This window comes from Rhizobium sp. A22-96 (assembly GCF_053521805.1).
This window is the reverse complement of sequence record NZ_JBNWDQ010000007.1, coordinates 285964-310346: the sequence shown is the minus strand read 5'-3', so window position 1 is coordinate 310346 and position 24383 is coordinate 285964. Positions and strand designations below refer to the sequence as shown.

Sequence of the window (24383 nt, the reverse complement as noted above, 5' to 3'; positions counted from 1 at the left end):
ACGTGTGCCGGGCGTCGAAAGGCGAGGCTCTGCTAACAGGTGAGTGAGAGATCCGATCGGATGCTTGGAGATCAACAGACTCGTCGGTTCCCTGCGATTCCAACTGGTTAGCGTCGCGCAGAAATCTTGACGCAAAATCGCGGTTGGTGAGGCGTGCCCAGAAAATATCCAAGCCGGTCAAAATTGATCCATATGGATCATAAAATTTAATCAGGAAACAATTAGATCACAAATTGTTACGGCGCCGATCAAGGGTAGGATTCTTTCGACGCGACGCAATTGAGGTCCGAATACCGATCAGATACCCGTTTCCTCTCCGTGGTCAGATCGGAATATACCGTCTTCCGGAGAGGCTCCATCAGTGGGGCAGGATCTTGGCGAGGAAGGATTTCGCCCGCTCGCTCTTCGGATTTTCAAACAAAGTCCCGCGCAATCCCCCCGATGATGTTCATCATAGCTGCTTCAGTCCTCTCTGGATTACGTCTTTGGGCGCGCGCCTTTTTTGCGCGTCACCTCACCGGATGGACGCGATGGATGCATCCACGGCATCGCCGAGACGTTCGACGATGGTATCGATACTCTGCCTGTTCACGATGAAGGGCGGCGCTATCAGGACGTGATCGCCCGTCTTCCCGTCGATCGTTCCACCCATCGGATAGACCATCAGCCCGCGAGCCATGGCTTCCTTCTTGATGCGCGCATTCAGTTTCAGCGCCGGGTCGAAGGGTGTCTTTGTCGCCTGGTCGTGGACGAGCTCGATACCCTGGAACAGGCCCCGTCCCCGGATGTCGCCGACATGGTAGTGGTTGCCAAAACGCTCGCTCAGCCTCGTTTCAAGATGGCTACCCGTTTCGACGACGTTGGCGAGCAAGCCGTCGCGCTTCAGGATCTCCTGCACGGCAAGGCCGGCGGCGGCGGCCATCGGATGGCCCATATAGGTGTGGCCATGCTGGAAGAAGCCGGAGCCGCTGGCGAAGGCTTCGAAGATCGCGCCGGACAAAAGCACTGCCCCGACCGGCTGGTATCCGCCGCCGAGCCCCTTGGCGATGGTCATCAGGTCCGGCGCGATGCCGTCCTGCTCGCAGGCATGCAAAGTGCCGGTGCGGCCCATCCCGCACATCACCTCGTCAAGGATCAGCAGAACGCCGTATTTGTCGCAGATCGCCCGAATGCGCTTGAAATAGTCGGCGACCGGCGGAACGGCGCCGATCGTGGCGCCGACGACGGTTTCGGCGACGAACGCGATTACCTGGTCGCCGCCAAGTTCCAGAATCTTGTCTTCAAGCTGCTGTGCGGCGCGGGCTGCATACGCTTCGTCGCTCTCGCCCTCTGTCTGAAAGCGATAGGCGTAGCAGGGATCGATATGATGCGTCTCGATCAGCAGCGGCTTGAATTGTGATCGGCGCCATTCGTTGCCACCGGTGGCAAGCGCGCCCAGCGTATTGCCGTGGTAGCTCTGGCGGCGCGCGATGACATGACGCCGCTGTGTCTCGCCCTTCTCCACGAAATACTGCCTCGCCATCTTCAACGCCGCTTCAACGGCTTCCGAACCACCGCTGACGAGATAGACATGATCCAGCCCGGCGGGCGCATCCTCGACAAGCCGATCAGCCAGTTTCTCCGCCACTTCGGTGGTGAAGAAGCCGGTATGTGCATAGGCCATCTTGTCCAGCTGATCATGCAGCGCCTTGATCACATCGGGATGTCCGTGCCCGAGGCACGATACGGCAGCGCCACCGGACGCGTCGATATAGGCCTTTCCATCGGCATCGATGAGTTCGATGCCCTGGCCGGCGACGGCAACGGGAAGCTGAGCGTGAATGCTCCGGTGGAGAAGGTGCGTCATAGCTATCTCTTCGTGTTTCTTGGCTTTAGATGGACGTTGAATGAGGCCAATTGCTCGTCGAAACGGCGGAGTGCCAGAACGGCCTCTTCTCCCCCATGGCCCGCGAGCAGCGCACCCAGAACTTCGGCAACGGCGAAAGCTGGTGACATGGTGTGAAAGAAAGATGGGCCATCGGTCGAAACCAGGATGGTCGCCGTCGCGAATTGTGCGAGCGGCGCGACTTCGCTGTCGGTGATGGCTACGACCTTGATGCCGCGACTTTGGGCGTATTCGGCAATTTCGATTGTGGCACGGGTATAAGGCAGAACGCTTGCGACGAGCAAGACGTCTTCCGCGGTTGCCGTGCCGATCGCATCCGCGCCTGTCCCGGCGATTCCATCGAGTATGGTCGACTTCTCGCCGATCAGCGTCAGGATGTAATAGAGATGCCAGACGATGGAGTGGCTGGCGCGCAGGCCTAGGCAATAGACGCGGCGAGCCCGCGCCAATGTCGACGCGGCATTGACGATCCGATCGAGAGACCGCGGTTCGGCAAGCCGGGCGATCTGCCCGCCGATCGAATTCAGCATTTCCGCCGCAAGCGCGTGATCGCCCTTCAACTTCTGGCTCAATGCCTGGGCTCCGGCCTTGCCCGCAAAGCCGACGTCCCCACCGCGCATCGCCTCGGCATAAAGATCGCGGACGCTGTCGTAGCCAGCCAGGCCAAGATGCTTCGCAAGCCGCGTCATCGTCGCCGGCTGTACACCGGCCTGGCGGGCTTGTTCGCGCATGGACAACAGGGCAACATCGCTGGGATAATCGAGTAAGTAGCGGGCGGCCGCTTGCAGCTGGGCCGACATGCCGTCGAAGGCCTTGATGATCGCTTCTGCCAAAGGTCCCTGGTTCATGGTCGTTACCTATCTGTTTTCGATTTAAATTGCAACATATGTTTCATTATGTAATAAAATGATCTATATGGATCATTATTAGGCAAGTTGACTAAGATGAATGCAAAGACTGCTTTAAATTCGATTGCAATAGCCGTTGCCCCGAACGGGGGGCGCCGCACGAAGGCTGATCATCCGGCCATGCCGTTGACGCCATCCGAGTTGGCGAGAACGGCGGCCGAATGCCTCGACGCCGGTGCCGCCATGATCCATGTGCATGTCCGCAAGCCCGATGGTTCACACCTGCTCGACGCCGACGCATATCGTGCCGTTATTGCCACTGTCGAAGCAGAAGTGAGCGACCGGATCATTGTTCAGATCACCAGCGAAGCACTCGGACAATATCGACCGCACGAGCAGATAGCGGTCGTCAAGGCCGTGAAACCGGAAGCGGCTTCTCTCGCGCTTCGCGAGCTCGTTCCGGATGAAACATATGAATCAGAGTTTGCGGATCTGCTATCGTGGATGAAACAGGAACGGGTCCTGCCGCAGATCATTCTTTACGATCCGACAGAAGCTCTCCGTCTTGCGGACATGATGCGCCGCGGGCTTGTCCCGTGGAATGACATACCTACCCTGTTCGTGCTGGGCCGCTATACTGTCGATCAACTGTCTCAGCCGCAGGATCTGTTGCCGTTTCTGGCAGCCGAGATGCCACGCTTTGCCCATTGGAGCGTCTGTGCCTTTGGCCGTCATGAAGCGGCGTGCGTTTCCACGGGTGCTTTGCTCGGTGGAAACGTTCGCGTCGGTTTCGAAAATAACATGTCGCTGCCCGACGGCACGCTGGCGCCGGCGAACACTGATCTCGTGGGCGTTGTCGCCCAATCTCTCAACGAGCTTGGCGTCGTCATACAAACCGGCGAAGAACTTCGCGAGCGGCTTCACGGGATATCGAGCTAGGGGGATGAGGGTATCCGGCTTGAGTTTGTCCGGTCCAATCCTGTGTATACGGCAATTGTGATCATTCATGCTCGCACGTGATTACGACAATATGATTGTTCAAATTAGCTTGGAAGCATGTTTGCGCCGCCGGTTCGAATCCTCTCAAGGCCAGCATTTGTCACCCGTCGAAAAGCTCGAGATAAAATCGAGTGTCAGGTTGGGAAGTTTAGCTTCGCACGAAGCGGATATTCACCTGTCGATTCTTCAGTGCAAATTAGCGAGTAGGTCCGCAATGTCTTCTTCTTGAAGCTTGTCGCCAAGATACCAGCTGATCGTGTCGTAGATGCCAAGAAACGAGCCGCTTATCTTTTCGATAATGTTTTCGGTCTCTTGTGTCGAAAGACCAAGCTTATCGGCCAATAGGTTGCGCAGTGCTCGCTCGGCGCGGGGGTCTGATAGCACTTCAGCGGGTGTTGAGGCGGCTGATGGCTTTCGTGCCGGCTTGGCATCTGATCGGCCGGTCAACTCACCTGTCAGCCGAATGTCGCGCGAGGATGCGCCGACTTCGATAGCAAAGGCTTTGGCACGCAGAACCCAACATTGTTCGGCGGGGTCGTAATGACAGAAGTCTCTGCGCGAAAGCACCAGTGCAACGACCTTCATTTCTCCTGGCTCTAGATCGATTTTCGCAAAGGCTTTCAGCTCTCGCACGGGCCGCGCCAGGTCGGGCTCAATGGGCCGGACGTAGAGCTGGACAATTTCCTTGCCCTGGCGTGCTCCGGAATTGCGAAGGGTGAACGAGACATGGCAGACGTCATCCGCGCCTATATCCTGACGATCCAGCGACAGCGCGTCGTAGGAGAATTGGGTATAGGTCAGTCCGTGGCCAAAGGGGAATAACGGTTCGATCTTCTTGTGGTCGTAGAAGCGGTAGCCGACGAATATGCCTTCGCTGTAGACATGATGACGGTTTTCGCCAGGATAGCTGTGCCAGCCCGGAATGTCCTCGATGCGCAACGGCATTGTCGTACTGAGCTTGCCGCAAGGGTTCCGTTCCCCAAAGATGAGCTGCGCGATGGCTTCGCCGCCACCCTGGCCGGGGTAGAAGGCGGCAAGCACGGCATCGACATCGTTGAGCCAGGGCATGGCGACGGCATCCGGCATCGACAGCACCACAACGACCTTGTGGCCTGCGGCGTTAAGCGTGGCGATAGTCGTATCCTGCCAAGGTTCCAGTAGGAGGCTGTCACGATCGTTCCCTTCACCGCTGCGGTTCTTGACGTTCTCCGCGAAGACGATGACGATGTCGGCGCCAACGCAGTCGGATAGAATATCAGCCGCCGCTTCAGCGTCTTGCCCCGTTGTGGTGGGCGGAGACCGAACATGATCCACACGGAGCGATGCCCGACATCGCGCTCTCATGCACTCAAGGGGCAGATCGACGCGATAGGGATTGGTGGTCGCAGACCCGGACCCCTGGATCTGGGGGCGGATCGCACCGTCGCCGATGACGACGATCCGTTGCAGTCGGGCTGGATCAAGAGGAAGGACATCATCGCGATTTCTGAGAAGCACGATCGATTCCGCTGCGATCTGCCGGGCGAGCTGATGGTGGGTCTCCAGATCGACGGGAGTAGGCAACTGTATCGCAGAACATTTTCGAGCCAGATCGAGCATGCGCCGGCAGGCGTCATCCAACCTCGCGCGATCGACGCGCCCGGCTTTTAGCGCCGTCAATAGCCTTCGTTTGCGTGGTTTGCTCTCCGGCATGTCGAGATCACAGCCGGCGGCGATCGACGCCACGCGATCCTTGATGGCATGCCAGTCGGAGATAACAACACCTTCGTAATCCCATTCCCGACGCAACACGCTTGTCAGAAGCCAGGCGTGCTCCGAGGCTTGCACTCCGTTTATCGGATTATAGGCGCTCATCACCGTCCATGGATTGCTCTTGGCGATCGCGCGCTCGAAGCCCGCAAGATAGATTTCACGAAGTGCCCTTTCGTCCACGTCCGAACTCATGGTCGTGCGGTCGAGCTCCGAATTGTTGCAAGCAAAATGCTTGAGCGAGGCGCCGATGCCGCGAGCCTGCAATGCATTGATCAGGGCGGCGGCCAGCTCGCCGTTAATGACTGGATCTTCGGAATAATATTCGTAAGCGCGACCGGCAAGCGGCGTACGCCGGGTGTTGATGCCAGGCCCGAGCAACAGGCGCACGCCCATACTCAGGCATTCCGCCGCCAGAGCTTCGCCCATGCGCATCGCGAGCTCCACGTCCCAGGAGCAGCCGAGGAGATTGCCGTTGGGAAAGCAAGTGGCGGGCCGCGTCGAACCAAACATGCCGTCGGCCTGCTGGTTCACCAGTGCCTGAAATGCTGCCAGATCGCTTTCATCGCTATCGTCTGCCTCAATCTGGGTGGTGGAGTATCGGACGCCATAGGTGCCATCGGTCATGACGATCGACGCGATGCCGTGCTTTTCGATGGCCGCGGTTCGCCACAACCCATGCCCGCTGACGAGATCCACCTTCTCCTCGTCGCTCAAATGTTCGACCAGTGTTTCGCTATCCAATTCGAAATGTTCTTTCATGGTCTGCGGTCCCGGGCTGGATCGGAAGCATCGGCGCGTCAGCTGATCTTGCGCAGCAATTCGGCCAGCATGACGCGTTCCGCATATGTGAGAGGCCCGAGCGTCTCCCGCGAAATATCCCCTGCGGCGGCGAGATTGCGATCGATCATGCGCTCGCCTTCCGCCGTCAAGGTGAGTACGAGCCTGCGGGCATCCGTCGGATCCGGGGCGGTCTTGACGAGGTCGCGTTTCGCCAGCCGGTCGACCACACCCTTGATGGTGGCCATGTCCATCGCCGTCTCGCGTCCGAGATTGCCCTGCGAAGAGGGCTGAAGGTCGCGCAGCTTGACCAGTGCTGCCCACTGCGTTGTCGTCAGCTTCTCGACCATCTGGCTCGCGAAGATTGCGACGTGTCTTTGGTTCGCCTGACGCAGAAGAAAGCCGATCTGCTCGCCAAGCGCATAGCTTGATGTGCCGGCTCCCTCCGTGGTCGCGGTGTTTGCCATCCGGTCTTTGTTCTCACCCACTCGCCTATCCATATTCCCCACCTCGTTGTTGCACCTGCTTGACGCAACGTTTTCAAGAGTTAGCTTCTTATGTCCAGCTGTCGAGAATGGCTTGAGTGGACAGGACCGAAATCTGCTCTGGTAGTCTTGGCGCAAGGATGTCGAGAACGGTCTTATGGGCGTGGTCGTCCGCGCTGGCCAAGGCATCGGCCGCAAGGACGACGTTGTAACCAAGGTCGATCGCCGCCATCACGCTCGAATAAACGCAGACATCAGACTCTATGCCTGAAAAAATGAGCGCATCGACTTGCTGGTGCCTGAGGCGCTGATCCAGATCCGTGCCCGCAAATACCGAATAGCCGCGCTTGTCGAACACGTTCGTCTGATCCGCGAGCGGCAACAGCGGTTCAACAAGCTCATGCAGGGACGGATCATGCGAAGAGCCGGTTATCATGGACCAGCGCTGATAATATCTTCGCCAGCTGCCTTCCGCCACCTCAGCCGTTTGCGGAACGATGAAGCGGGCGAAAAGCGTATGGGAATGCAGAGCTGTGCTGAGGCGTACGACGTTCGGCAAGATCGACGCAAGCGCTGGCGTGTGCCATGCTGTCTCTTCCGCAAAAAGGCGCTGCATATCGATCACGATATGCCTGAAGTTCGAGGTGAGGATCGCCCCTTGCATGGTGTCAATCCGCCAGCGCTACAGTATGTTCGGGAGACCACGACAGGGTCACCGTCTCGCCCTGCCGCAACAGATGTCCGTCGCGGTTCTGTGCGAAGAGTTTCAGGGCCAGACCATCGGCAGTTTCCAGCATATAGGACAGCACCGGGCCGGCATAGATGACGGTGGTGATCCGCGCCGCGATGCTGTTGACACCCTTGTCGGCCATGGTGGACATCTTTTCCGGACGAACTGCGAGTGTCACCTTGCTTCCACTTGCCGGAAGCGTGCTTGTTGTCTGGATGACGGCGCCGTTGTCGAGGCGAACCGCCCCGGCCTCGACCGTACCTGCCAAGAAGTTGGAGTCGCCAAGGAACTCGGCGGCGAACCGCGTACGCGGCTGCTCGTAGACCGTTGTCGGCGCACCGATCTGCACGATCCGGCCCTTGTCGAGAATGGCGACGTTGTCGGAAAGCGTCAGTGCCTCCTCCTGGTCATGGGTGACGAAAATGGTCGTCAGCCCACTTTCGCGCTGGATACGCAGAAGTTCGACCTGCATTTCCTGCCGCAGCCGCCGATCGAGAGCCGAGAGCGGCTCGTCGAGCAACAATACACTCGGTTTGATGACAATGGCCCGCGCCAGCGCGACGCGCTGTTGCTGACCACCGGAGAGCTGTTTGGGCAGGCGGTTGCCGAAATCCGGCAGACGCACCATTTCCAGCGCACGCTCCACTTCCTTGCGGGCCGCATCTCCGCGAATGCCACGCCGTTCGAGCCCAAAGGCAACGTTCTGGGCAACGGTCATATGGGGGAACAGGGCATAGGATTGGAACATCATGCCGATGTTTCGGCCCCACACCGGCACATGCGTCACATCGTTCTTGCCGATGATCACCACGCCCTGATCCGGGCGGATGAAGCCTGCAACGATACGGAGCAATGTCGTCTTGCCGGAGCCTGACGGGCCGAGCAGGCTGGTAAAGGAACCTTCGCCGAATTCGGTCGTGATATCGGTTAGAACGGGCATTGCGCCATAGCTCTTGGCGACGGATTGGACTTTAACGTTTGTCACGGTTTTCTCCGGGTTTGGCAAAGCGCGCGAAAATCAGAATGGCTGCCATCGAACCGAGCAGGAGCAGTGTCGATATGGCGTTTATTTCGGGCGTGAACCCCTTGCGAATGGCCGCATAGATTTGCACCGGCAGGGTGGAATAGCCTGGTGTGGCGAGGAAGTAGGAAATGACGAACTGATCTAGCGAGACTGCGAATGCAAAGAGTGCCGCGCCCAGAATGCTGGGATAGAGCAGGGGCAACGTCACGCTGAAAAAGGCATGGATCGGCGTCGACCCGAGGCTCATTGCGGCCTCTTCCAGGTCGGCGCGGATGGTCTTGAAACCGGTCCCGACCACGAGGACGACATAGGGGATGGCCAGCGCGACATGGCCGATGATCAGCGCATGCATGCCTCGTCCGATGCCGCTCCAGTAAAAGAAGATCAACATGGCTGTTCCTGTGATGAGCCATGGAATAGCAATGGGCGGTAGTAGCATGAGTTGCAGCAGGCTCTTGCCGCGAAAAGCGCTGCGTGAAAGCGCGACCGAGGCCATTGTCCCAAGTGTGGTTGCCAGAACTGCGGTGATGATGGCGATGATGATGCTGTTGGCGCCGGCTGTCAGCAAGGTGGTGTTGCTCATCAGTGCCGAATACCAGCGCGTCGAAAACGTGAACGGAAGCTCGTAAAGCGGGGACGCGTTGAATCCCATCGCCATCATGACGAGAATTGGCGTGTAGAGGAAGACGAGAACGGCAATCAAATAAGTGCGGCCGAGCAGTTTCATGATGGACCTCCCTTATGCTGCCGTTCCGCGACGCAAGACGCCGGAGAATGTTGCGAATATGGCAAGGACGACAGCAAGCAACGTAAAGGAAAGCGATGCGCCGAGCGGCCAGTTGAACGCCTGGGTAAATTGGTCTTCGATCACGGTTCCCATAGTAACGCCGACGCGTCCTCCAAGGATGCGAGGTTCCATGAAGGAGCCGATGACCGGGACGAATGTGAGGATGGCGCCTGAAATCAGGCCCGGACCCGCCATCGGCAGGAGGATTTTCCAGAGGATGGTCCACCACCGCGCGCCAAGACTTGCCGCCGCCTCGATGATCGCGTCGTCGATGGTGATAAGGGCGATGTAGCAGGTCAGGATCATATAGGGCAGATATCCGTGCACCAACCCCACCACGATCGCATAGCGCGTATAGAGAATGCTGATTGAACCGGCATCCGGAGCGACCATGTGCAGCAGATTGTCGAGAAAGCCGTTTTCGCGCAGCACCATGGTCCAGGAGAAGACGCGTACCAGCCCATTGGTCCAGAACGGTAGAAGAATAAGGATCAGCAGCGTCTCTCTTGCCTTTCCCGTGGTCGCGCGGGCAAGTGCAAGCGCGGCGAGGAAGCCGAGTACGGCGCATGACAGTGTCGTCCAGAACCCGATCATCAGCGAATTGAAGCCGATGCCGAGCAGATAAGGCTGATCGATGAAGGCGCGGTACTGCTTGAGCGTGAATACGATGGGCTTGTTGCCCATCGGGGTCGCGGTCATGAAGGAGAAGACAAGCATCGTTAGCAGCGGCAGAAATACCGCCAGCGTCAGCCAACCGTAGGTGGGCAGCAGCAATGCGGCAGTCGATAGCCACGGCGGCAATTGACGTCTCGGGCGCGGATCCGAAGATCCGCGCTGAGACGCTAGGTCTATATTCTTATTCAGCATAGAAGGCTTTCACTTCCTGCCAAAGGTTATTGAAGGCTTCGCGTCGATCGTCCGGCAAGGCGGACATGATGTTCTGCGTCTTCAGATATTCTGGCTTGTGCACCTGCCGGCTGAGATCCGTATCCGGCAGCTTGGCCAGTGCAGCAGAGTTGGCCGATGCCGGCGCCCCGACCTTCGTGGCCCATTCATAATAGAATTCAGGATCGATCAGCCAGTTTACAAAGGCAAGGCCACCGGCCGCATTCGGGGCGGAGGCAGGAATGCCCAGGCCATCGACCCAACCCACGGGACCTTCCTTCGGCACGACGAAGTCGACTGGAAGCTTCGAATTGCGCTTACTGCGCACCGAGCCGCCCGACCAGAATACGGACAGGTCGAATTCTCCGGCCGCAAAGCTCTTGTTCCACTGATCCTCTGTCGACCAGAGCAGCTTTACATTCGGCTTGATGGACTTCAACGCATTCTTGACGGCATCGAGATCCTTGGGGTCGTTCATGTCCTGGCCGGTCATCAAGGCGCCGATGCCGACATTGATGATGGGGTCGTCGTCCATGGCGACACGTCCCTTGTAGGTCGCATTTGCCAGGGCCGCGTAGCTGTCCGGTTTTGCCGAGCCTTCACGAACAGCAAGGGCGGTCATGCCCCAGAGCCATGGCACGGCGTAGCCTTTCCCGTCGTGCGAGAAGTTCGGATTGGCGAGCAGGCTCTTGTCTATGTTCGCCGAATTCGGGACCTTCGAGAAATCGACCGGCTGCAGCAGATCTTCGCTGACAGCCTGGGCGCAACGGGCTGCGTTGAGGACCACCAGGTCATAGGTTCCCGGATTTGTCCGCAGCTTGGTGAGCATTTCGGATTCGGAGCTGTAATAGTCATGAACGACCTTGATGCCGGTCTTTTCCTCGAATTCCTTCACCGACCACGCCTCATCGGTGCCGTAGCCCTGCCAGTTCAAAACGGTGATCTGTCCGGCCGCAAACGCCACCTTGGGAAGTGCCGGATAGACTACAGTGGCGACAAGTGCCGATGAGATCAGTTTGAATGTCTGGCGTCTTGTTATTTTCTGCATGCTGAAACCCCTCTTTATGGTTTGCCTTAAAGCTTACGCCACCAATATTCGGCGGTTTGCCTTCAGGCGGACTTTGATGCAATCCGTAGACAATCATGTGGAATTTTAGTTCGTATACAAACTAAAAACCCTGGAGAATTAACGAGCAAATCGACCCAGCCAAAACATTGGCGAGGTGCTGTCGCATCTCGTCTTTACTACATCATATGATCAAGTATGCGCGATATACGTGTCGAATAAGCGATATTTCCATCTGCCAAGTCGATACGTATCTCTTTGTTCAACCCTCTACATTCACGCGAGTATTTTTACTCATTCTTATTTGTATACAAACAATTGCAGCCAGAATAGTTTTTGTCAAGTTCTTCACTGTCGCGAAGCGTTGCCGGAGCGTCAGAAAATGATGTCCAGCAGCCTCTCTTGAGAGGCGGCGGTGATTGCCAGGCAGGCCAGAGGCTGCTTGGCCTTCAGGGCTGCGCTCTTTCCGTCCACGAGAACGGCAACAAGACGCTCCGGATCGAGGAACGGCAGGTGAAGGGTGCCAGCCCGGTCGATGGGGCCGATCCGGCAACGCAACCGTCCCTCGTCGAAACAGAATCCATTCAAAACCACCGGCAAGTCTGTGACGATGACCACCGTGCCGTTGATCGAAACCGTCATCTGGCCGTCGCGGACGGTTGTGGTGAGGGGCCCCGCCGGCGAGAGCACAGGCCCGATCTCGGCATCTTCGCCGCAGTTGCGCAGTATCCACCCGTTCCAAGGGTCTACGTCAACGATCTGGCCGACGGCCATCAGGGGAAGCAGTCCGGCCCAGATATAGAAGGGATCCGTATCCCCTTGATCCAGGGCTTCGCCCGTCGACGCATTGTAGTTTTCTGCAGCAATCCGCTGGCCCCGCCAGGATTTCGAAAAGAGGTCGAAGGATTGGCGCGCCAGTTTGCCCGCTTCCGTTCCAAAGCCATAACGCTTGAGCCCAAGCCAGACGAGATAGTTGACGTTTGGCCAGATCCGACCGCGCCAGTAAACATTCTCGGTGAAAGCCGGCTCATCCCGTGTTGCGTTGGGCAACACATATTCGCCGCCGAAAAGTGCCTCATCTTGCAGATGGTCCAGGAGGTGATGCGCCTGCTCCTTCGAGGCCGCGCCGCACAAAAGCGGATAGAAGCTCGTGGGTGACAAAGAACGCACAAAGCCGCCATCGCGTTGTCGGTTCGCGAATATCTTGCGCTCGTCGTCCCACAATATCTCGCCGATCAGGCGGCGGCTGCGTTCAGCCAGCAGGCGGAACTCTTGAGCCTCGCTCGCGCGGCCCAGTACTTCGGCCAGGTTGCCAAGCATTTCGGCATCGAGCGCTGCGACACAATTCAAGCCGAGGTCAAAGGTCGAAAGCGTGCGGGTGGCCGGATCGTAGACGGCTTCGTCATGGGTTGCCGAATTGTCCATGCCGGTCTCGTTGCGTGCGCCGAAAGCAGTACCTTTGTAGAGAGCTTCGCCGACGTCGGAAGAGCCGCAGGACAACAGTCCGCGTTGCCCCGGGTCACGGTTGGCGCGCCACCAGCGCTGGCAGCGCGCCAGCACTTCGTAATTTGCCTCCACGATGGAACGCTCGCCGGATCGCTGATAGAGATCCCAAACCGTCAGGGCGCCGAGCGGCGGCTGGCTCCGGTCCACCCAGGCGTCGTTTGATGTCACGATGCAAGCGACATTGCCTTGTGGTGTGGCGCCGGCAAGTGCCGTTGCCATGTTCTCACGGGCGAGATCGGCATCGAACAGGCCAGCGAGAAGAGCTGCATAGGTCTGGTCGTTGTACCAGACGGCAAACTTGCCAAGGTTCCAGATCCGTGTCACCGCGGTATAGGGACGGTGATTGGTTTCATCCCAAATCGTATTCCAGCCAACGATGTCGCGGATCGCGGCAAGTCCTTCATCCGCCAGATCGGGTTTTATGTTCGGCTCCCCCGTCAGCGCAGCACGGGCCTTCTCGATTGCCAGATCCGCTCGGTCGGCGACTGCGGCCGCGTAAGCGCCGCGGCGCATCATTTCCAGATTGAAGCGCAGACCGAGGACCGGCGCCGAGAGCTGCCTGCTTCCAAGATAGAAGTAGCCGTTCGTCTCGAAATCATCTCGCAATGCCGAGATGCTGTCGTGGCCGGTAACCTGAACAGGCGCCTCGGCGCTCGCGACCGCGACATAGCGCTGTCCGATCTTGACGAGTGCGACACCGGCATTTTCGTCGTAGGTGACGGTTTCTCCGCTATCCACCGAGATCGCCAACGTAACCCAGAAGCGTAGGCCCCACTCGCCGGACTTCATCGTTTCCCAGCCACCGCGCACGATAAACGGATCGGGTTTTGACCAGTGGAGGGAAAGACTGGTGCCGGAATGATCGACTTCGAGATCGATATGCGAGCCATCGATCTCATGCCGACCCAGCCGAACCTTGTCGCGCCGCGGTTCTATGGCGGAGGTCGAGCGGCTGCGGGTCGAATACAGGATCGGGGTGAGGCGAACGCCAAGCGGCAGGAAGATCATTTCTGCGGGGCGGTCCGACCAGGAGTTCCAGGCGCGTTTCAGTGGGATGGTAGCATGTTGCAACATGGCGATCAGGGTTCCAGACGAATGAGGCGCGGGGCGGCGGACAGTCCACAGGGATCGATTTGGTCTCCTTGATAAGGAGTGTCCGCGTAGTAGCGGTTGGCAGCAGTCGATGAAACGGAAATTTCGATAAGATGCGGTCCAGCTTCCAGCTTGCCAAGAGGGAAGCAATAGGGCGACCAGGCCCGTCGTCCGACGACATGACCATCTATCGAAACCGCCGCCGCCGTGTGCACGGCAGGCAATTCCAGAGACCATGTGCCGAGCTCGGTGAGTTCGAACATGCGCTGATAGATGCCGGTGCCGGAACGCTTGGCAAAACCCTGGTCATGCCAGCCGCGATCGACGGCGATCAAGTGAGTGTCTTCCGAATCGGAGAACCGGAATTCCCAGCTTCCGCCAAGTATGATCGCCTTATCGTCATTTGCCGAAATGACGAATTGCGATGGAAGGGTCAGGGGCCGCCGCTCCGGAACTGCCGGGGTCAGGCGTAGGCATCGAAGCTCTTGCGGATTGAGCTCCACGGTCACTGCGGCACATGCCGCCTGAGTTGCGATGTCTCCCGTGTCGCATGACCAGATCTCCAGATGGAAACCGGTAGCGAAGGTCATATGCTCGTGCGCGACCGCCTTGCCGTCGTTAAAAAGAACGATGCGCCAGCTGCCGTCTTCGTCTTCGCCGATCCACCGCCACGTGCTTTCGGAATACTCGGTGCTGAGACATGGCCCGCGATCGGCTAGCGAGCGGAGGAGATCCAGGAGGTCGCGCTTGGTCGGTGACTTGCCAAACCGCGTCGTGGCAGGATCGGAAGCGATATCGTCCTCCTCGGCGAGCAGGATTTGGTCCATGACTCCCGAGGACCAGACGCAGCCGCCGTGCGACGTGAATCGGTTCAGCACATTAAGCGCTTTCCCCTTCTGCATGACCGAGACGGCCGGCAAGACGACGGCATCGAAGATCTGTCCTGAGATCTCGATGCATTTACCTCGCAGTTGCGCCACAGCAAGGGCCTCTTCCGAGACAAACAGGAAATCGGTGCGGTTTTTCAGAAGGGCTTCGCACCATAAACCGACATGGGAAGCATGGAGATGATGCGGACCTTCGGACCAGGCCGTGTGCAGTGGGTAGAGAATTGCAACACGCGTCAACGGACGGGCGGGTTCCATGAAAGCGGAAAGGCGCGAGGTCTCGATGGCAAAAAGATCATGAAAAGGCCACCAGGGTTCGAAATTCAATCCCGGTGGGAAATCGAACCGCGGATTGAGGAACGGCGTCGGATCGTGATCCCGGCCGTCGGTCTGATAGAGACCGTGCCAGATGAACTGCCGCATGCCCAGGCAATGAAGCCGAATGGCGTGGGCGCGCATCGTTTCCAGCGTCAGTTCCCATTGGCCAGCGGCGCGAACCGGACTGCGCAGTGCGGTCGCATAGGTTTCGACCATGCAGCGGCTGCGGCCATTGGCGCGTGCCACGGAGTCGGCAAGCTTCGGAGCGAGTTGAGCCGTGAAGTTGTTGGCATCGGCCGCCGTCATATTACGAAAGGAGTCGATACCGAAGAAATCGATCGCCGGTGCGATACGCGGATCGATGCCGCTGAAGCCACCATTGAGGCTCCAGCCACCCACGTGTGGAAGGATCTCATGACCCGTTAAGGCAAGACCCCTTCGTTGCGCCCATTCCCGCAACGTCCCAAAGAACGCACGGTTCATGAGCTCCGACAAAGCGGCGTAGAGCCGGGTGCGGACGATGGGCGTCTGCGGGCCGATATCCACGATAAGCGCAAGGAGTATGATGCCGAGCGGTAACCCCAGCCGCGCCTTTGCCGATGCTGCAAGCGCGGAAGAAAAGGGCAGGCTATTTTCCAGGTTTCCAGCAAGCTGGTCCCAAGAATAGAAACCGGGCGCCGGCTGGTCATAGAAGATGTGGCTCACCGGATCCGGGATCAGTTCATCCAAGGCGGTAACAAGCGGTTCCAGCCCGCGCTCGATGAAACTCTCTGCAGCCTCCGGCATCAGGTAGTTTATCAGCCGTGACGTGCGGCTCCTGGCGCTCAGAAATACGCTCAGCAAAAAGCCGTCCGGCACATCGATAGCAAGCTCGAAACAGCATGATTGAGCCTTTGCCCCGACGATCATCGTCAGATGGGTGACATCGGTGATCTGCTCGGGATCCTTGGAGCCGTCAGCCGGATGAAGCACGGCGGCTTCCACCGCCCACTCGCACCAAGCAGGCGTTCCGCCCTCATACTGCCATTCCAGAATGTGTTTGCTCATTCCGGATGCCCACGGCACGCGAATGCCGGTGATCGCACCCTCACGCCCGGAGACCTGGGACCAGAACAGGTGCCGTTCGCGCAACCCGTCCCGCCCTTCGACAGCGCGCCCGGCCGCCTGGCCACTGATCCAGTTATAGTCGTCATAGATGCCGGCACTCATGCCGAGTCTGGCGGCAATCTCAATGGCGCAACGGTAAGCAGTGACGAACTCAGTGGAGAGATAGTCTTCGCGCGGCATGGATAGCCGTGCCTGCACGTAGATGGTGCCGATCCCGCGCGCACGGAAATCCGTAAGCTGGCTGCGTATCGTCGGTACGTCCGGAATGCTGTGCCAGAACCAATAGGCCGCGGGCTGGAAGGCCGAACCGGGCGTCCTGAATAGCGCTTGCGTCGCTCTTTCGCTGGCCGAGGAGTTTTGCAGCACGCCTCTGTCTCCTTAATGTGCCGACGAGCGGGCCCGTTCGAGGGCGCCCGGGATGTCGTCCCATGCAGGCTCGTCTGGCGCGAAACGCGCGCGGACATAGGCCGTGAGATCGGTGATGGCATCATCGCTCAGGGTTTCGCGGAAAGGTGGCATCGACATCACCTCCGACGTCGCGCGGTACGAGTGTTCGGCAAGTATTGCGGGAGCGTCGACACCGCCCAGTATGGTTTGCAGCAGGTTGTCCGGGGTCGCCGCATGCAGATTACTGTTGAGTGCAAGCGATGGCAGTGCCGTGCCCACACCGTGACAGGAGGTGCAGGCTCCCTCGAATACACGCTGTCCGCGCGGGGCGGATCTCAAAGCATCGGTTCTGGCCGTTTCCGAGGAGGCAATCGCGGCCTTTGCCTGCTCCTCAGTGTCGGCGTCTCCTGCAGAGGCGTTGAGGCTGGCGAGATAGATGGCCATTGCACGGATATCGCTGTCGGGAAGTGGCTTCATGACTTCGACGACCTTGGCCATAGGGCCGGCCGCACTGCCGTGCTTGGCCGCATGGCCGGTCCGCAGATAGTCGTAGAAGGCATCGGCCGTCCAGGTGACCGGTCCTCTTGCAGTGGCATTGAGCGCCGGAGCCTTCCAACCATCGGCAAAACCGCCGGCAAGATGCGCGGCCCCAGTCTTTTCCGCGCCAAGCGCATTCCGGTCCGTGTGGCAGGCGGAACAATGTCCAAGCGTTTCGACGAGGTAGGCGCCGCGATTCCAGGTGGTGTCTTGCGACGGATCGTATCGGAAGCTTTCAGTCTTATGGAACAGCATGTTCCAGCCGGCCATCAGCGGCCGGATGTTGAACGGGAACGAGAGCGCCGTTTTGGGCGCCTTGGCAGCGACCGGCGACTGGTTCATCAGATAGGCATAGAGCGCCTGCAGATCGGCATCCTCGGCGCCTGCGAAGGATGTGTAGGGATGGGCGGGGTAGAGGTGATGGCCGTCGCGACTTACGCCCTCGCGCATGGCGCGCTCGAAGGCGGTGTATGACCAGCTCCCGATGCCGTGGTCGGGATCCGGCGTGATATTGGTGGCGTAGACGAGACCGAAGGGCGTGTCGAACCGTCGCCCCCCGGCAAAGGCAGCACCGTCGTTGCCCGCGTGGCAGACATTGCAGGCGCCTGCCGCAGCGGCAAGCCGGCCGCGTTCGATTGTCGCTGCACTGTAAACGCCAGGATCCGGGCGCGGGATCGTCGGGATGGATGGCCGCCACGGCGAGGCGAGAGTGACGAGACCGGTGAGCGCTGCGGCAACACCGGTCAGCGAAAGACCGAAACTCCACCACTTGCGACGGGCAGGTGCCTGCTGTGGCGGCGAGGCATCCGTCCCGTGCAGCCCTGCAAGAATGGCTTCCGGTGTCAGGGGAAGCTCGCGGAAACGCACACCGGTTGCGTCATAAACTGCGTTGGCAATCGCCGCCGCGCTCGGCACGGACGCGGATTCGCCGACGCCGAGCGGCGGCTCGTCCGGCCGTGGCATGAGCAATACATCGATATCCGGGATTTCCGGGAACGTGATCAGCGGATACCCGCCCCATTCCTTCGAGATCACGGCGGTCTCGGAGAATTCGACTTTTTCCTTCAGCACGCGGCTCGTCGATTGAATGATGTTGCCATGGATCTGGTGGCGCACGCCGTCTGGATTGATTATCAGGCCGGAATCCTGCGCGCAGATCACCTTGGTAACGGTGATCTCGCCGGTCTTGCGGTTGACGGCGACGTCGGCCACCCAGGCAGCCCAGGCGGCGGCCGTTCCGGGAAATTTTCCATGGACGTAGACGGCATAGGCGAAGCCGCGGCCATAGAGAAGGTCGCCTTCGCCGCCTAGCGTGCCCCAGGTGGTGTGCGGTACCCAATTCGCCCGGTCGGCCACCGCGTGAACGAGATCGATGGCTCGTGGATCATGGAGGTAGCGCAGACGATATTCGATCGGATCTACCTTTGCCGCTGCTGCAAGCTCATCGATATAGCATTCGTGGGCGAAGGTATTCGGCATGGCCGAGACGCCACGGAACCACGAGGCACGGGCGATCGGCGGCATGTCATGCACCGTGACCCGCAGGTTTCCGTAGGCATAGGGTGGGATTGCGGTTCGATCACCCATCTGGACGGTTTCGGGAAGGGGATCGACCTTGCCGGTCAGAACAAGAGCGAGCGTCGGCGCAAGGTTCGAAGGATACCGGGTCTCGAAGTCGTAGGCTGCGGGTCCTCCTTCGAGGTCGAGGCCGCCGCGAACGTCCATGATCTGGGCTGCCCCCTTCGGCTCCCAGGCATGTTCCTGCTCGCGCGTGAGCTGCACACGCACGGGGGCGCCAACTGCGCGTGAAAGCAGGGCCGCATCGGCCGTCACGTCGTCGGCGCAGTTGCGCCCATAGCAACCGGCGGCTTCCAGCCGTTCCACGACGATGTCGTCTTTCGACATGCCGAGCAGCAGCGCCAGATCCCGCTGCATAGGGAAGGGGTTCTGCGTGCCCGACCAGACCGTCAGTCCGTCCGGTCGATAGTCGGCCACCGCGCATGACGGGCCGATCGAGCCATGCATTTGATAGGGCCAGACATAGGTCCGGTGCATCGGATTGGCGCTAGCCTCGATGGCGAGATCGACATTGCCGCGATCTGCCAGTCTCCGCGGTGTTGCAGGATTGGCACGCAAGGCTTGTTCCGGGCGATTGAGATCCGGACGCAGCGGCGGTTCGTGCCACTCGACCTTGAGCGCCTTCATCGCCGCGATGGCATTTTCCTCCCGGATTGCCACAACTCCGACAAAGTCACGCTCGGTCACGATCGCGATCAGGCCATCGATATGGGCGACCGAGCTTTCATCGATCGAGATGAGGCTGTTGCCGACATTCGAGCCATGATCGTATCCGGCATAGAGCGGCCGCACGACGCGGCCATGCAGCATACCAGGCAGCCTGACGTCATGGACATAGGTCCATTGGCCCGTTGCCTTGGCGGGGATGTCCACGCGCTGCCGTGCGGAGCCGACGATTCGATAGCTCGAAACGGGCTTCAGCGGTGCAGAGGGATCAAGGACGAGGTGCTCGTCGCCGCCCTTGACGAGTTCGCCATAGGCGATCGCGAGGTTGCCGTCGCCTTGGCTGCGGATCACGCCGTCTTCGATGAAGAGGCAGTCGGGGGCGATGTCGAAAAGTGCGCCGGCACGAAAAAGCAGGTGGCGTCTGGCGGTGGCGGCTGCCTGTCTCAGGGGAATGGCAGTGACCTGAATGGTCTCGCTCGCAATGGTCGCTCCCTGGTCTGGTCCCGTCACGGTGCTTCCCAACACCATTTCGACGGAACCGAAATCGACATCCAATTCCTCTGCGACGATCTGTGCTAGCGCTGTGCGGATACCTGTTCCGAGGTCGACATGACCGTTATAGGCGCGGACCTTGCCATCGGCGCCCACTTCAAGGAACAGCGGACCGTCCGTCGAGCCGGCATGAACACGAAGTGAGCCGGATGCTTCGCTTGTCGGGTCCACCGTCTGCGTTTCGACTATCATTCCGCTACCTCATCATGCTGTTCGCCATTGACGTGATGGCCCGCTTGCTCGCTCGAATACGAAGCGGCGCAGCGGGCGGCGGCAAGAATTTCCATGTGTGTTCCGCAGCGGCAAAGATGATGCCGCAACGCTTCGCGGATATCGTCTTCCGTCGCATTCGGCTTGCGCGCTGTGAGGGCGGTGATGGCGATGATCATGCCGTTAAGACAGTAGCCGCATTGGGCGGCATTCTCGGCGACGAACGCCTGTTGCACCGGATGCAGACCATGCTCGTCAGCCAGGCCTTCCAGGGTGGTGACGGCTCGAGCTCCGATTGAGGAAAGCGGCGCGACGCAGGAACGGACTGCACGTCCGTCCACCAGGACCGCGCAGGCGCCGCATTCGCCAAGTCCGCAGCCGAATTTCGGGCCGTTCAGAGCAAGGTCGTTGCGCAATACGTAGATCAAAGGGGTGTTCGCGGCGCACTCGACAGAGTGTGTCGCGCCGTTCACGCGGATTTCGAACGTTCGTGCGATCATTGCACGTGTCCCCGCATCTGGGGACATGCGCGCTTGCCGCGATGGTGCCCGCACGCCGCAACCGGTGTTGCCAGCATTCTTAACATCCCAGTGTTTGGGTCGCCACCTTAGCCGGCGTCGACATGTTATGCCCCAAGTTTTTATGACCGCAGCTTGATTCAGCTAGGCCCGCAGGGGTCGTTCCCATTTATATAAATAGCGTATACACTTGTTATTGGTTCGTGGCAAGAGCGGTGTATTTTTGCCAATTGCCCCAAAATGCGGCGTTTGATCAAAAAATAGCGTCACATTTTTCGAGCTATGCATCAAAATTGCGCTTGCCAATTATAGCGTATACACTTATTTTTGCGAGAAAAGATAAATGTCCGGACGGTGTCTGGCGACCAATGAGCGAGGGGTTCGCATGTCAGGCGACAAACAGAAAATAGCAATCATTGGAGCGGGTTTGGGTGGTGCGGTGGCGGGCTCGCTTCTGCAGCATGCAGGCTTCAATGTTGACGTATACGAGCAGGCGCCGACTTTCGCACGGCTCGGCGCGGGCATTCACATGGGCCCGAACGTATTGAAGATCTTCGAGCGGATCGGAGTTGCCGAGAAAGTCGTCTCGATCAGCAGCACGCCGAAGTTCTGGTTCAGCCGCGACGGGCTCACGGGAGACTATCTCTCGCGGATTCCTCTGGACGGCTACGGCGCTACCTATTGCACCGTCCATCGCGGCGATCTGCAGCAGCTCCAGTGCGAGACGTTGCTGCCCGGCAGCCTGCATTTCAACAGGAAACTCACCCGCATCGACGACAACGGCACAGACGTTCATCTTCAGTTCGAGGATGGAACGTCCGCGCATGCCGATATCGTCATCGGCGCTGACGGTATCAATTCCAAAATGCGTGAGACCCTGCTCGGTTTCGAGAAGCCTCACTATAGCGGCTGGGTTGGTCATCGCGCCTTGATCGATGCCGGAAAGCTGAAGAAATACGGCCTCGACTTCGAGGACTGCGTAAAATGGTGGGGGCCGGACCGCCATATGATGGTCTATTACACGACCGGCCGCCGAGACGAATATTACTATGTCACCGGCGTTCCTCATGCCGCCTGGGAATTCGAAACTGCCTTCGTCGATAGCAGTCGCGAGGAAATGTACGAGGCGTTTGCGGGCTATCATCCGATTGTTCAAGCGCTGATCGAGTCAACAGACGTCGTCACCAAATGGCCACTGTTCAACAGAAGCCCGCTTCCGCTGTGGAGCAGGGGGCGCATGGTGATGCTGGGTGACGCCTGTCACCCGATGAAGCCACATATGGCGCAGGGTGCTGCAATGGCGATCGAGGATGCCGCCATGTTGACGCGTTGCCTTGTTGAGACCGGGACAAGTGACTACGCCACTGCGTTCAGGCTTTACGAGATCAATCGTCGCGACCGAGCAACGCGCGTTCAGTCCGTTTCCAATGCCAATACCTTCCTGCTGGAGCAGGAAGATCCATCCTGGGTCTATGGCTACGACATCTATGCCGAGCCGCTACGTAGTGAGAGCGCGGCATGAGCACGACCTATCTCTACGGAGCCAGTGTTTTCGCCAACGGCATTCGCCAGCATTACTTGCGCTATGGCGGTAAGGGGCCTGTCGTCCTGCTGATCCCCGGAATTACCAGTCCAGCCGTGACTTGGGGATTCGTCGCAGAACAATTGGGCGCGCGCCATGATGTCTATGTGCTCGATGTCCGTGGTCGCGGTCTGTCATCGACCGGACCCGGTCTCGACTATGGTCTCGATGCGATGGCGGATGATGCTGCAGCCTTCGCCATGGCGCTGCAACTCGTCCAGCCTGCTATTCTCGGACACTCGATGGGCGCGCGCATCGCCATTCGTGCCTCGGTTCGCTCTCCGGGCGTTTTCACAAAGCTGGCGCTCGTCGATCCGCCCGTCTCCGGGCCGGACCGGCGGCCCTATCCAAGCAAGCTGCCCTGGTATGTCGATTCCATTCGATTGGCTGAAAAGGGAATTGATGTCGAGGGTATGCGGGTCTTCTGCCCGACATGGACGCAAGAGCAATTGCAGCTGCGTGCCGAATGGCTGCATACCTGCTTCGAGCCCGCTATCGTCAAGGCGTTCGAGGATTTCCATAGCGACGATATCTTCGCGGATTTTCCCAAACTCGACGTGCCGGCCATGCTGATGGTCGCAGGTCGCGGCGGCGTCATCGAAATGCAGGACGAGGAGGAGATCCGCTCGCTCTATCCGCCTATCGAGATAGTGCGCGTGCCCAATGCAGGACACATGATCCCGTGGGATGACTTCGACGGCTTCTTCCTAGCCCTCGGCAATTTTCTGGATTGATAGCATCGGGGTGGCGAAACGCCGCCCCTTTTTATTTTCTCTTTCGAATGAAGGACATGCTTGTGCAGAAGCTTTATCGGATCGGCCAGATCGTTCCAAGTTCCAACACCACGATGGAAACCGAGATTCCGGCCATGCTGATGGCGCGCCAGGGAATCCGCCCCGAGCGCTTCACTTTCCATTCCAGCCGCATGCGGATGAAGACGGTCAGGCAGGATGAGCTTGCGGCGATGGACGCCGAGTCTGATCGCTGTGCGGCCGAGCTTTCCGATGCCCGGGTCGATGTGCTGGGCTATGCCTGCCTGGTGGCGATCATGGCCATGGGCCTTGGCTATCATCGCCAATCCGAAACCCGGCTGCGCGGCCGTACGATCGAGAACGGCGCCGACATACCTGTCGTTACCAGCGCAGGTGCTCTGATCGAAGGGCTCAAGACGATGAAGGCAAAGCGCATCGCCGTTGTTGCGCCCTACATGAAGCCGCTGACCGAACTCGTCGTCAATTACATCCGCGAGGAGGGCTTCGAGGTTGCCGACTGGCGCGCGCTGGAAATTCCGGACAATCTTGAAGTCGGCCGGCACGATCCCGAAAATCTGCCGGCGATCGTCGCGAGCCTCGATCTTGAGGATGTCGACGTCATCGTGCTGTCTGCCTGCGTCCAGATGCCGTCGCTACCCGTCATCGCCAAGGTCGAGGCCATGACGGGCAAGCCGGTCGTCACGGCAGCCGTCGCCACGACCTATTGCATCCTGAAATCGCTCGGTCTCGAAGCGGTCGTGCCGGGAGCCGGCGCGCTTCTGTCCGGCGCCTATTGAGGAGAATGTGATGACAAGCGCCGAAGCCAATTATCAGGGTGTCTGGGGGAGCCGCATCGGTTTCGGCCGCGCCCCAGCACTGCTCGTTGTCGATTTTCTGAAGGCTTATACTATCGAGGGTGCGCCACTTTATGCGCCGGGCGTTGTCGATGCGGTCGCCAGAACGCCAGAGCTTTTGGATGCCGCACGTTCGAACGGGATTCCCGTTATACACACGCGCATTCTCTATCTGGCCGACAATTGCGCCGATGGCGGCATCTGGGTGCAAAAGGCACCTGTCATGAAGGCTATGGTCGAAGGCAACGTGCTTGCTGAATTCTGCGAGGGTGTCGAGCCGGACGAAGGCGAGCTGGTAATCGTCAAGCAGTATGCGAGCGCCTTCTTCGGCACCAGCCTCGCCTCTTATCTCCATGCTCGCGGCATCGACACGGTCGTGCTGGCGGGATGCTCGACCAGCGGCTGTATCCGGGCGAGCGCTGTCGATGCCGTGCAACACGGCTTCCGCACGATCGTGGTGCGCGATTGCGTCGGCGATCGTCATCCAGATCCGCACAATGCCAACCTCTTCGACATCGACAGTAAATATGGCGATGTCATCTCGCTGGGCGAGGCTATTGCTGAAATCGCCAAGGTCAAGTCCGACTGTCCATAAACTG

At 59.2% G+C, this 24383-nt stretch carries 18 protein-coding genes; 5 read left to right on the top strand and 13 right to left on the bottom strand.

The window, feature by feature from the left end:
* Positions 1-514 precede the first annotated feature (514 nt).
* The gene (locus ACQZ6F_RS28610) at positions 515-1846 is read right to left on the bottom strand and encodes an aspartate aminotransferase family protein (protein ID WP_449095644.1); all 1332 of its coding nucleotides are present in this window, start codon (positions 1844-1846) and stop codon (positions 515-517) included.
* A gap of 2 nt (positions 1847-1848) precedes the next feature.
* Positions 1849-2733: a MurR/RpiR family transcriptional regulator gene (locus ACQZ6F_RS28605; RefSeq protein ID WP_449095645.1), complete on the bottom strand. Its 885-nt coding sequence runs from the start codon at positions 2731-2733 to the stop codon at positions 1849-1851.
* Between the two features lie 96 nt (positions 2734-2829).
* Between ACQZ6F_RS28605 and ACQZ6F_RS28600 the strand changes: the two genes are divergently transcribed.
* Positions 2830-3672, top strand: a complete 843-nt coding sequence (locus tag ACQZ6F_RS28600; protein ID WP_449095646.1) for a 3-keto-5-aminohexanoate cleavage protein — start codon at positions 2830-2832, stop codon at positions 3670-3672.
* A 246-nt stretch (positions 3673-3918) separates the two neighbouring features.
* Here the strand turns inward: ACQZ6F_RS28600 and ACQZ6F_RS28595 are convergent, their stop codons facing one another.
* The 11 genes from ACQZ6F_RS28595 to ACQZ6F_RS28545 all read right to left on the bottom strand — a co-directional run bounded on the left by ACQZ6F_RS28595 (position 3919) and on the right by ACQZ6F_RS28545 (position 20578).
* A complete protein-coding gene (locus tag ACQZ6F_RS28595) occupies positions 3919-6243 on the bottom strand; it encodes a beta-glucosidase (RefSeq protein ID WP_449095647.1) in 2325 nt (774 codons plus the stop codon).
* Positions 6244-6281: 38 nt separating this feature from the next.
* Positions 6282-6728: a MarR family winged helix-turn-helix transcriptional regulator gene (locus ACQZ6F_RS28590; RefSeq protein WP_246662613.1), complete on the bottom strand. Its 447-nt coding sequence runs from the start codon at positions 6726-6728 to the stop codon at positions 6282-6284.
* An 88-nt stretch (positions 6729-6816) separates the two neighbouring features.
* The gene (locus ACQZ6F_RS28585) at positions 6817-7410 is read right to left on the bottom strand and encodes a cysteine hydrolase family protein (RefSeq protein ID WP_077470914.1); all 594 of its coding nucleotides are present in this window, start codon (positions 7408-7410) and stop codon (positions 6817-6819) included.
* A gap of 4 nt (positions 7411-7414) precedes the next feature.
* The gene (locus ACQZ6F_RS28580) at positions 7415-8461 is read right to left on the bottom strand and encodes an ABC transporter ATP-binding protein (protein ID WP_449095648.1); all 1047 of its coding nucleotides are present in this window, start codon (positions 8459-8461) and stop codon (positions 7415-7417) included.
* Positions 8448-9227, bottom strand: coding sequence for an ABC transporter permease (locus tag ACQZ6F_RS28575; RefSeq protein ID WP_449095649.1), 780 nt, complete (start codon positions 9225-9227; stop codon positions 8448-8450). Before ACQZ6F_RS28575 ends, ACQZ6F_RS28580 begins: the two co-directional genes overlap by 14 nt.
* 12 nt (positions 9228-9239) lie before the next feature.
* Positions 9240-10154 carry an ABC transporter permease gene (locus ACQZ6F_RS28570; RefSeq protein WP_077470911.1) on the bottom strand — a complete coding sequence of 305 codons (915 nt, stop codon included), beginning with the start codon at positions 10152-10154 and terminating at the stop codon, positions 9240-9242.
* Complete coding sequence (locus tag ACQZ6F_RS28565; RefSeq protein WP_449095650.1) at positions 10144-11220, bottom strand: ABC transporter substrate-binding protein; 1077 nt, start codon at positions 11218-11220, stop codon at positions 10144-10146. The genes ACQZ6F_RS28570 and ACQZ6F_RS28565 overlap by 11 nt, the downstream gene beginning before the upstream one ends.
* A gap of 393 nt (positions 11221-11613) precedes the next feature.
* A complete protein-coding gene (locus tag ACQZ6F_RS28560; protein WP_449095651.1) occupies positions 11614-13818 on the bottom strand; it encodes an MGH1-like glycoside hydrolase domain-containing protein in 2205 nt (734 codons plus the stop codon).
* A 5-nt stretch (positions 13819-13823) separates the two neighbouring features.
* Positions 13824-16514, bottom strand: coding sequence for a carbohydrate-binding protein (locus ACQZ6F_RS28555; protein ID WP_449095652.1), 2691 nt, complete (start codon positions 16512-16514; stop codon positions 13824-13826).
* 12 nt (positions 16515-16526) lie between these two features.
* Positions 16527-20060 carry a molybdopterin cofactor-binding domain-containing protein gene (locus tag ACQZ6F_RS28550; RefSeq protein ID WP_449095653.1) on the bottom strand — a complete coding sequence of 1178 codons (3534 nt, stop codon included), beginning with the start codon at positions 20058-20060 and terminating at the stop codon, positions 16527-16529.
* On the bottom strand, positions 20057-20578 hold the full coding sequence (locus ACQZ6F_RS28545) for a (2Fe-2S)-binding protein (protein WP_449095654.1): 522 nt from the start codon (positions 20576-20578) through the stop codon (positions 20057-20059). The genes ACQZ6F_RS28550 and ACQZ6F_RS28545 overlap by 4 nt, the downstream gene beginning before the upstream one ends.
* Before the next feature lie 403 nt (positions 20579-20981).
* On the opposite strand from ACQZ6F_RS28545, the gene ACQZ6F_RS28540 reads away from it, so the two are divergent.
* The 4 genes from ACQZ6F_RS28540 (at position 20982) to ACQZ6F_RS28525 (ending at position 24379) form a co-directional block, all read left to right on the top strand.
* The gene (locus ACQZ6F_RS28540; protein WP_449095655.1) at positions 20982-22118 is read left to right on the top strand and encodes an FAD-dependent monooxygenase; all 1137 of its coding nucleotides are present in this window, start codon (positions 20982-20984) and stop codon (positions 22116-22118) included.
* A complete protein-coding gene (locus ACQZ6F_RS28535) occupies positions 22115-22912 on the top strand; it encodes an alpha/beta fold hydrolase (RefSeq protein WP_449095656.1) in 798 nt (265 codons plus the stop codon). Before ACQZ6F_RS28540 ends, ACQZ6F_RS28535 begins: the two co-directional genes overlap by 4 nt.
* 62 nt (positions 22913-22974) lie before the next feature.
* Complete coding sequence (locus ACQZ6F_RS28530) at positions 22975-23727, top strand: maleate cis-trans isomerase family protein (RefSeq protein WP_077471018.1); 753 nt, start codon at positions 22975-22977, stop codon at positions 23725-23727.
* A 10-nt stretch (positions 23728-23737) separates the two neighbouring features.
* Positions 23738-24379, top strand: a complete 642-nt coding sequence (locus tag ACQZ6F_RS28525) for an N-carbamoylsarcosine amidohydrolase (RefSeq protein WP_449095657.1) — start codon at positions 23738-23740, stop codon at positions 24377-24379.
* The last annotated feature ends 4 nt before the right edge of the window (positions 24380-24383 follow it).

What these genes read in the sequence shown, in the direction of transcription:
- ACQZ6F_RS28540 (WP_449095655.1), top strand. Translation starts at nt 20,982, where the DNA reads ATGTCAGGCGACAAACAGAAAATAGCAATCATTGGAGCGGGTTTGGGT.
- ACQZ6F_RS28565 (WP_449095650.1), bottom strand. Translation starts at nt 11,220, where the DNA reads ATGCAGAAAATAACAAGACGCCAGACATTCAAACTGATCTCATCGGCA.
- ACQZ6F_RS28545 (WP_449095654.1), bottom strand. Translation starts at nt 20,578, where the DNA reads ATGATCGCACGAACGTTCGAAATCCGCGTGAACGGCGCGACACACTCT.
- ACQZ6F_RS28525 (WP_449095657.1), top strand. Translation starts at nt 23,738, where the DNA reads ATGACAAGCGCCGAAGCCAATTATCAGGGTGTCTGGGGGAGCCGCATC.
- ACQZ6F_RS28575 (WP_449095649.1), bottom strand. Translation starts at nt 9,227, where the DNA reads ATGAAACTGCTCGGCCGCACTTATTTGATTGCCGTTCTCGTCTTCCTC.
- ACQZ6F_RS28605 (WP_449095645.1), bottom strand. Translation starts at nt 2,733, where the DNA reads ATGAACCAGGGACCTTTGGCAGAAGCGATCATCAAGGCCTTCGACGGC.
- ACQZ6F_RS28600 (WP_449095646.1), top strand. Translation starts at nt 2,830, where the DNA reads ATGAATGCAAAGACTGCTTTAAATTCGATTGCAATAGCCGTTGCCCCG.
- ACQZ6F_RS28550 (WP_449095653.1), bottom strand. Translation starts at nt 20,060, where the DNA reads ATGATAGTCGAAACGCAGACGGTGGACCCGACAAGCGAAGCATCCGGC.
- ACQZ6F_RS28590 (WP_246662613.1), bottom strand. Translation starts at nt 6,728, where the DNA reads ATGGCAAACACCGCGACCACGGAGGGAGCCGGCACATCAAGCTATGCG.
- ACQZ6F_RS28595 (WP_449095647.1), bottom strand. Translation starts at nt 6,243, where the DNA reads ATGAAAGAACATTTCGAATTGGATAGCGAAACACTGGTCGAACATTTG.
- ACQZ6F_RS28610 (WP_449095644.1), bottom strand. Translation starts at nt 1,846, where the DNA reads ATGACGCACCTTCTCCACCGGAGCATTCACGCTCAGCTTCCCGTTGCC.
- ACQZ6F_RS28585 (WP_077470914.1), bottom strand. Translation starts at nt 7,410, where the DNA reads ATGCAAGGGGCGATCCTCACCTCGAACTTCAGGCATATCGTGATCGAT.
- ACQZ6F_RS28560 (WP_449095651.1), bottom strand. Translation starts at nt 13,818, where the DNA reads ATGTTGCAACATGCTACCATCCCACTGAAACGCGCCTGGAACTCCTGG.
- ACQZ6F_RS28535 (WP_449095656.1), top strand. Translation starts at nt 22,115, where the DNA reads ATGAGCACGACCTATCTCTACGGAGCCAGTGTTTTCGCCAACGGCATT.
- ACQZ6F_RS28570 (WP_077470911.1), bottom strand. Translation starts at nt 10,154, where the DNA reads ATGCTGAATAAGAATATAGACCTAGCGTCTCAGCGCGGATCTTCGGAT.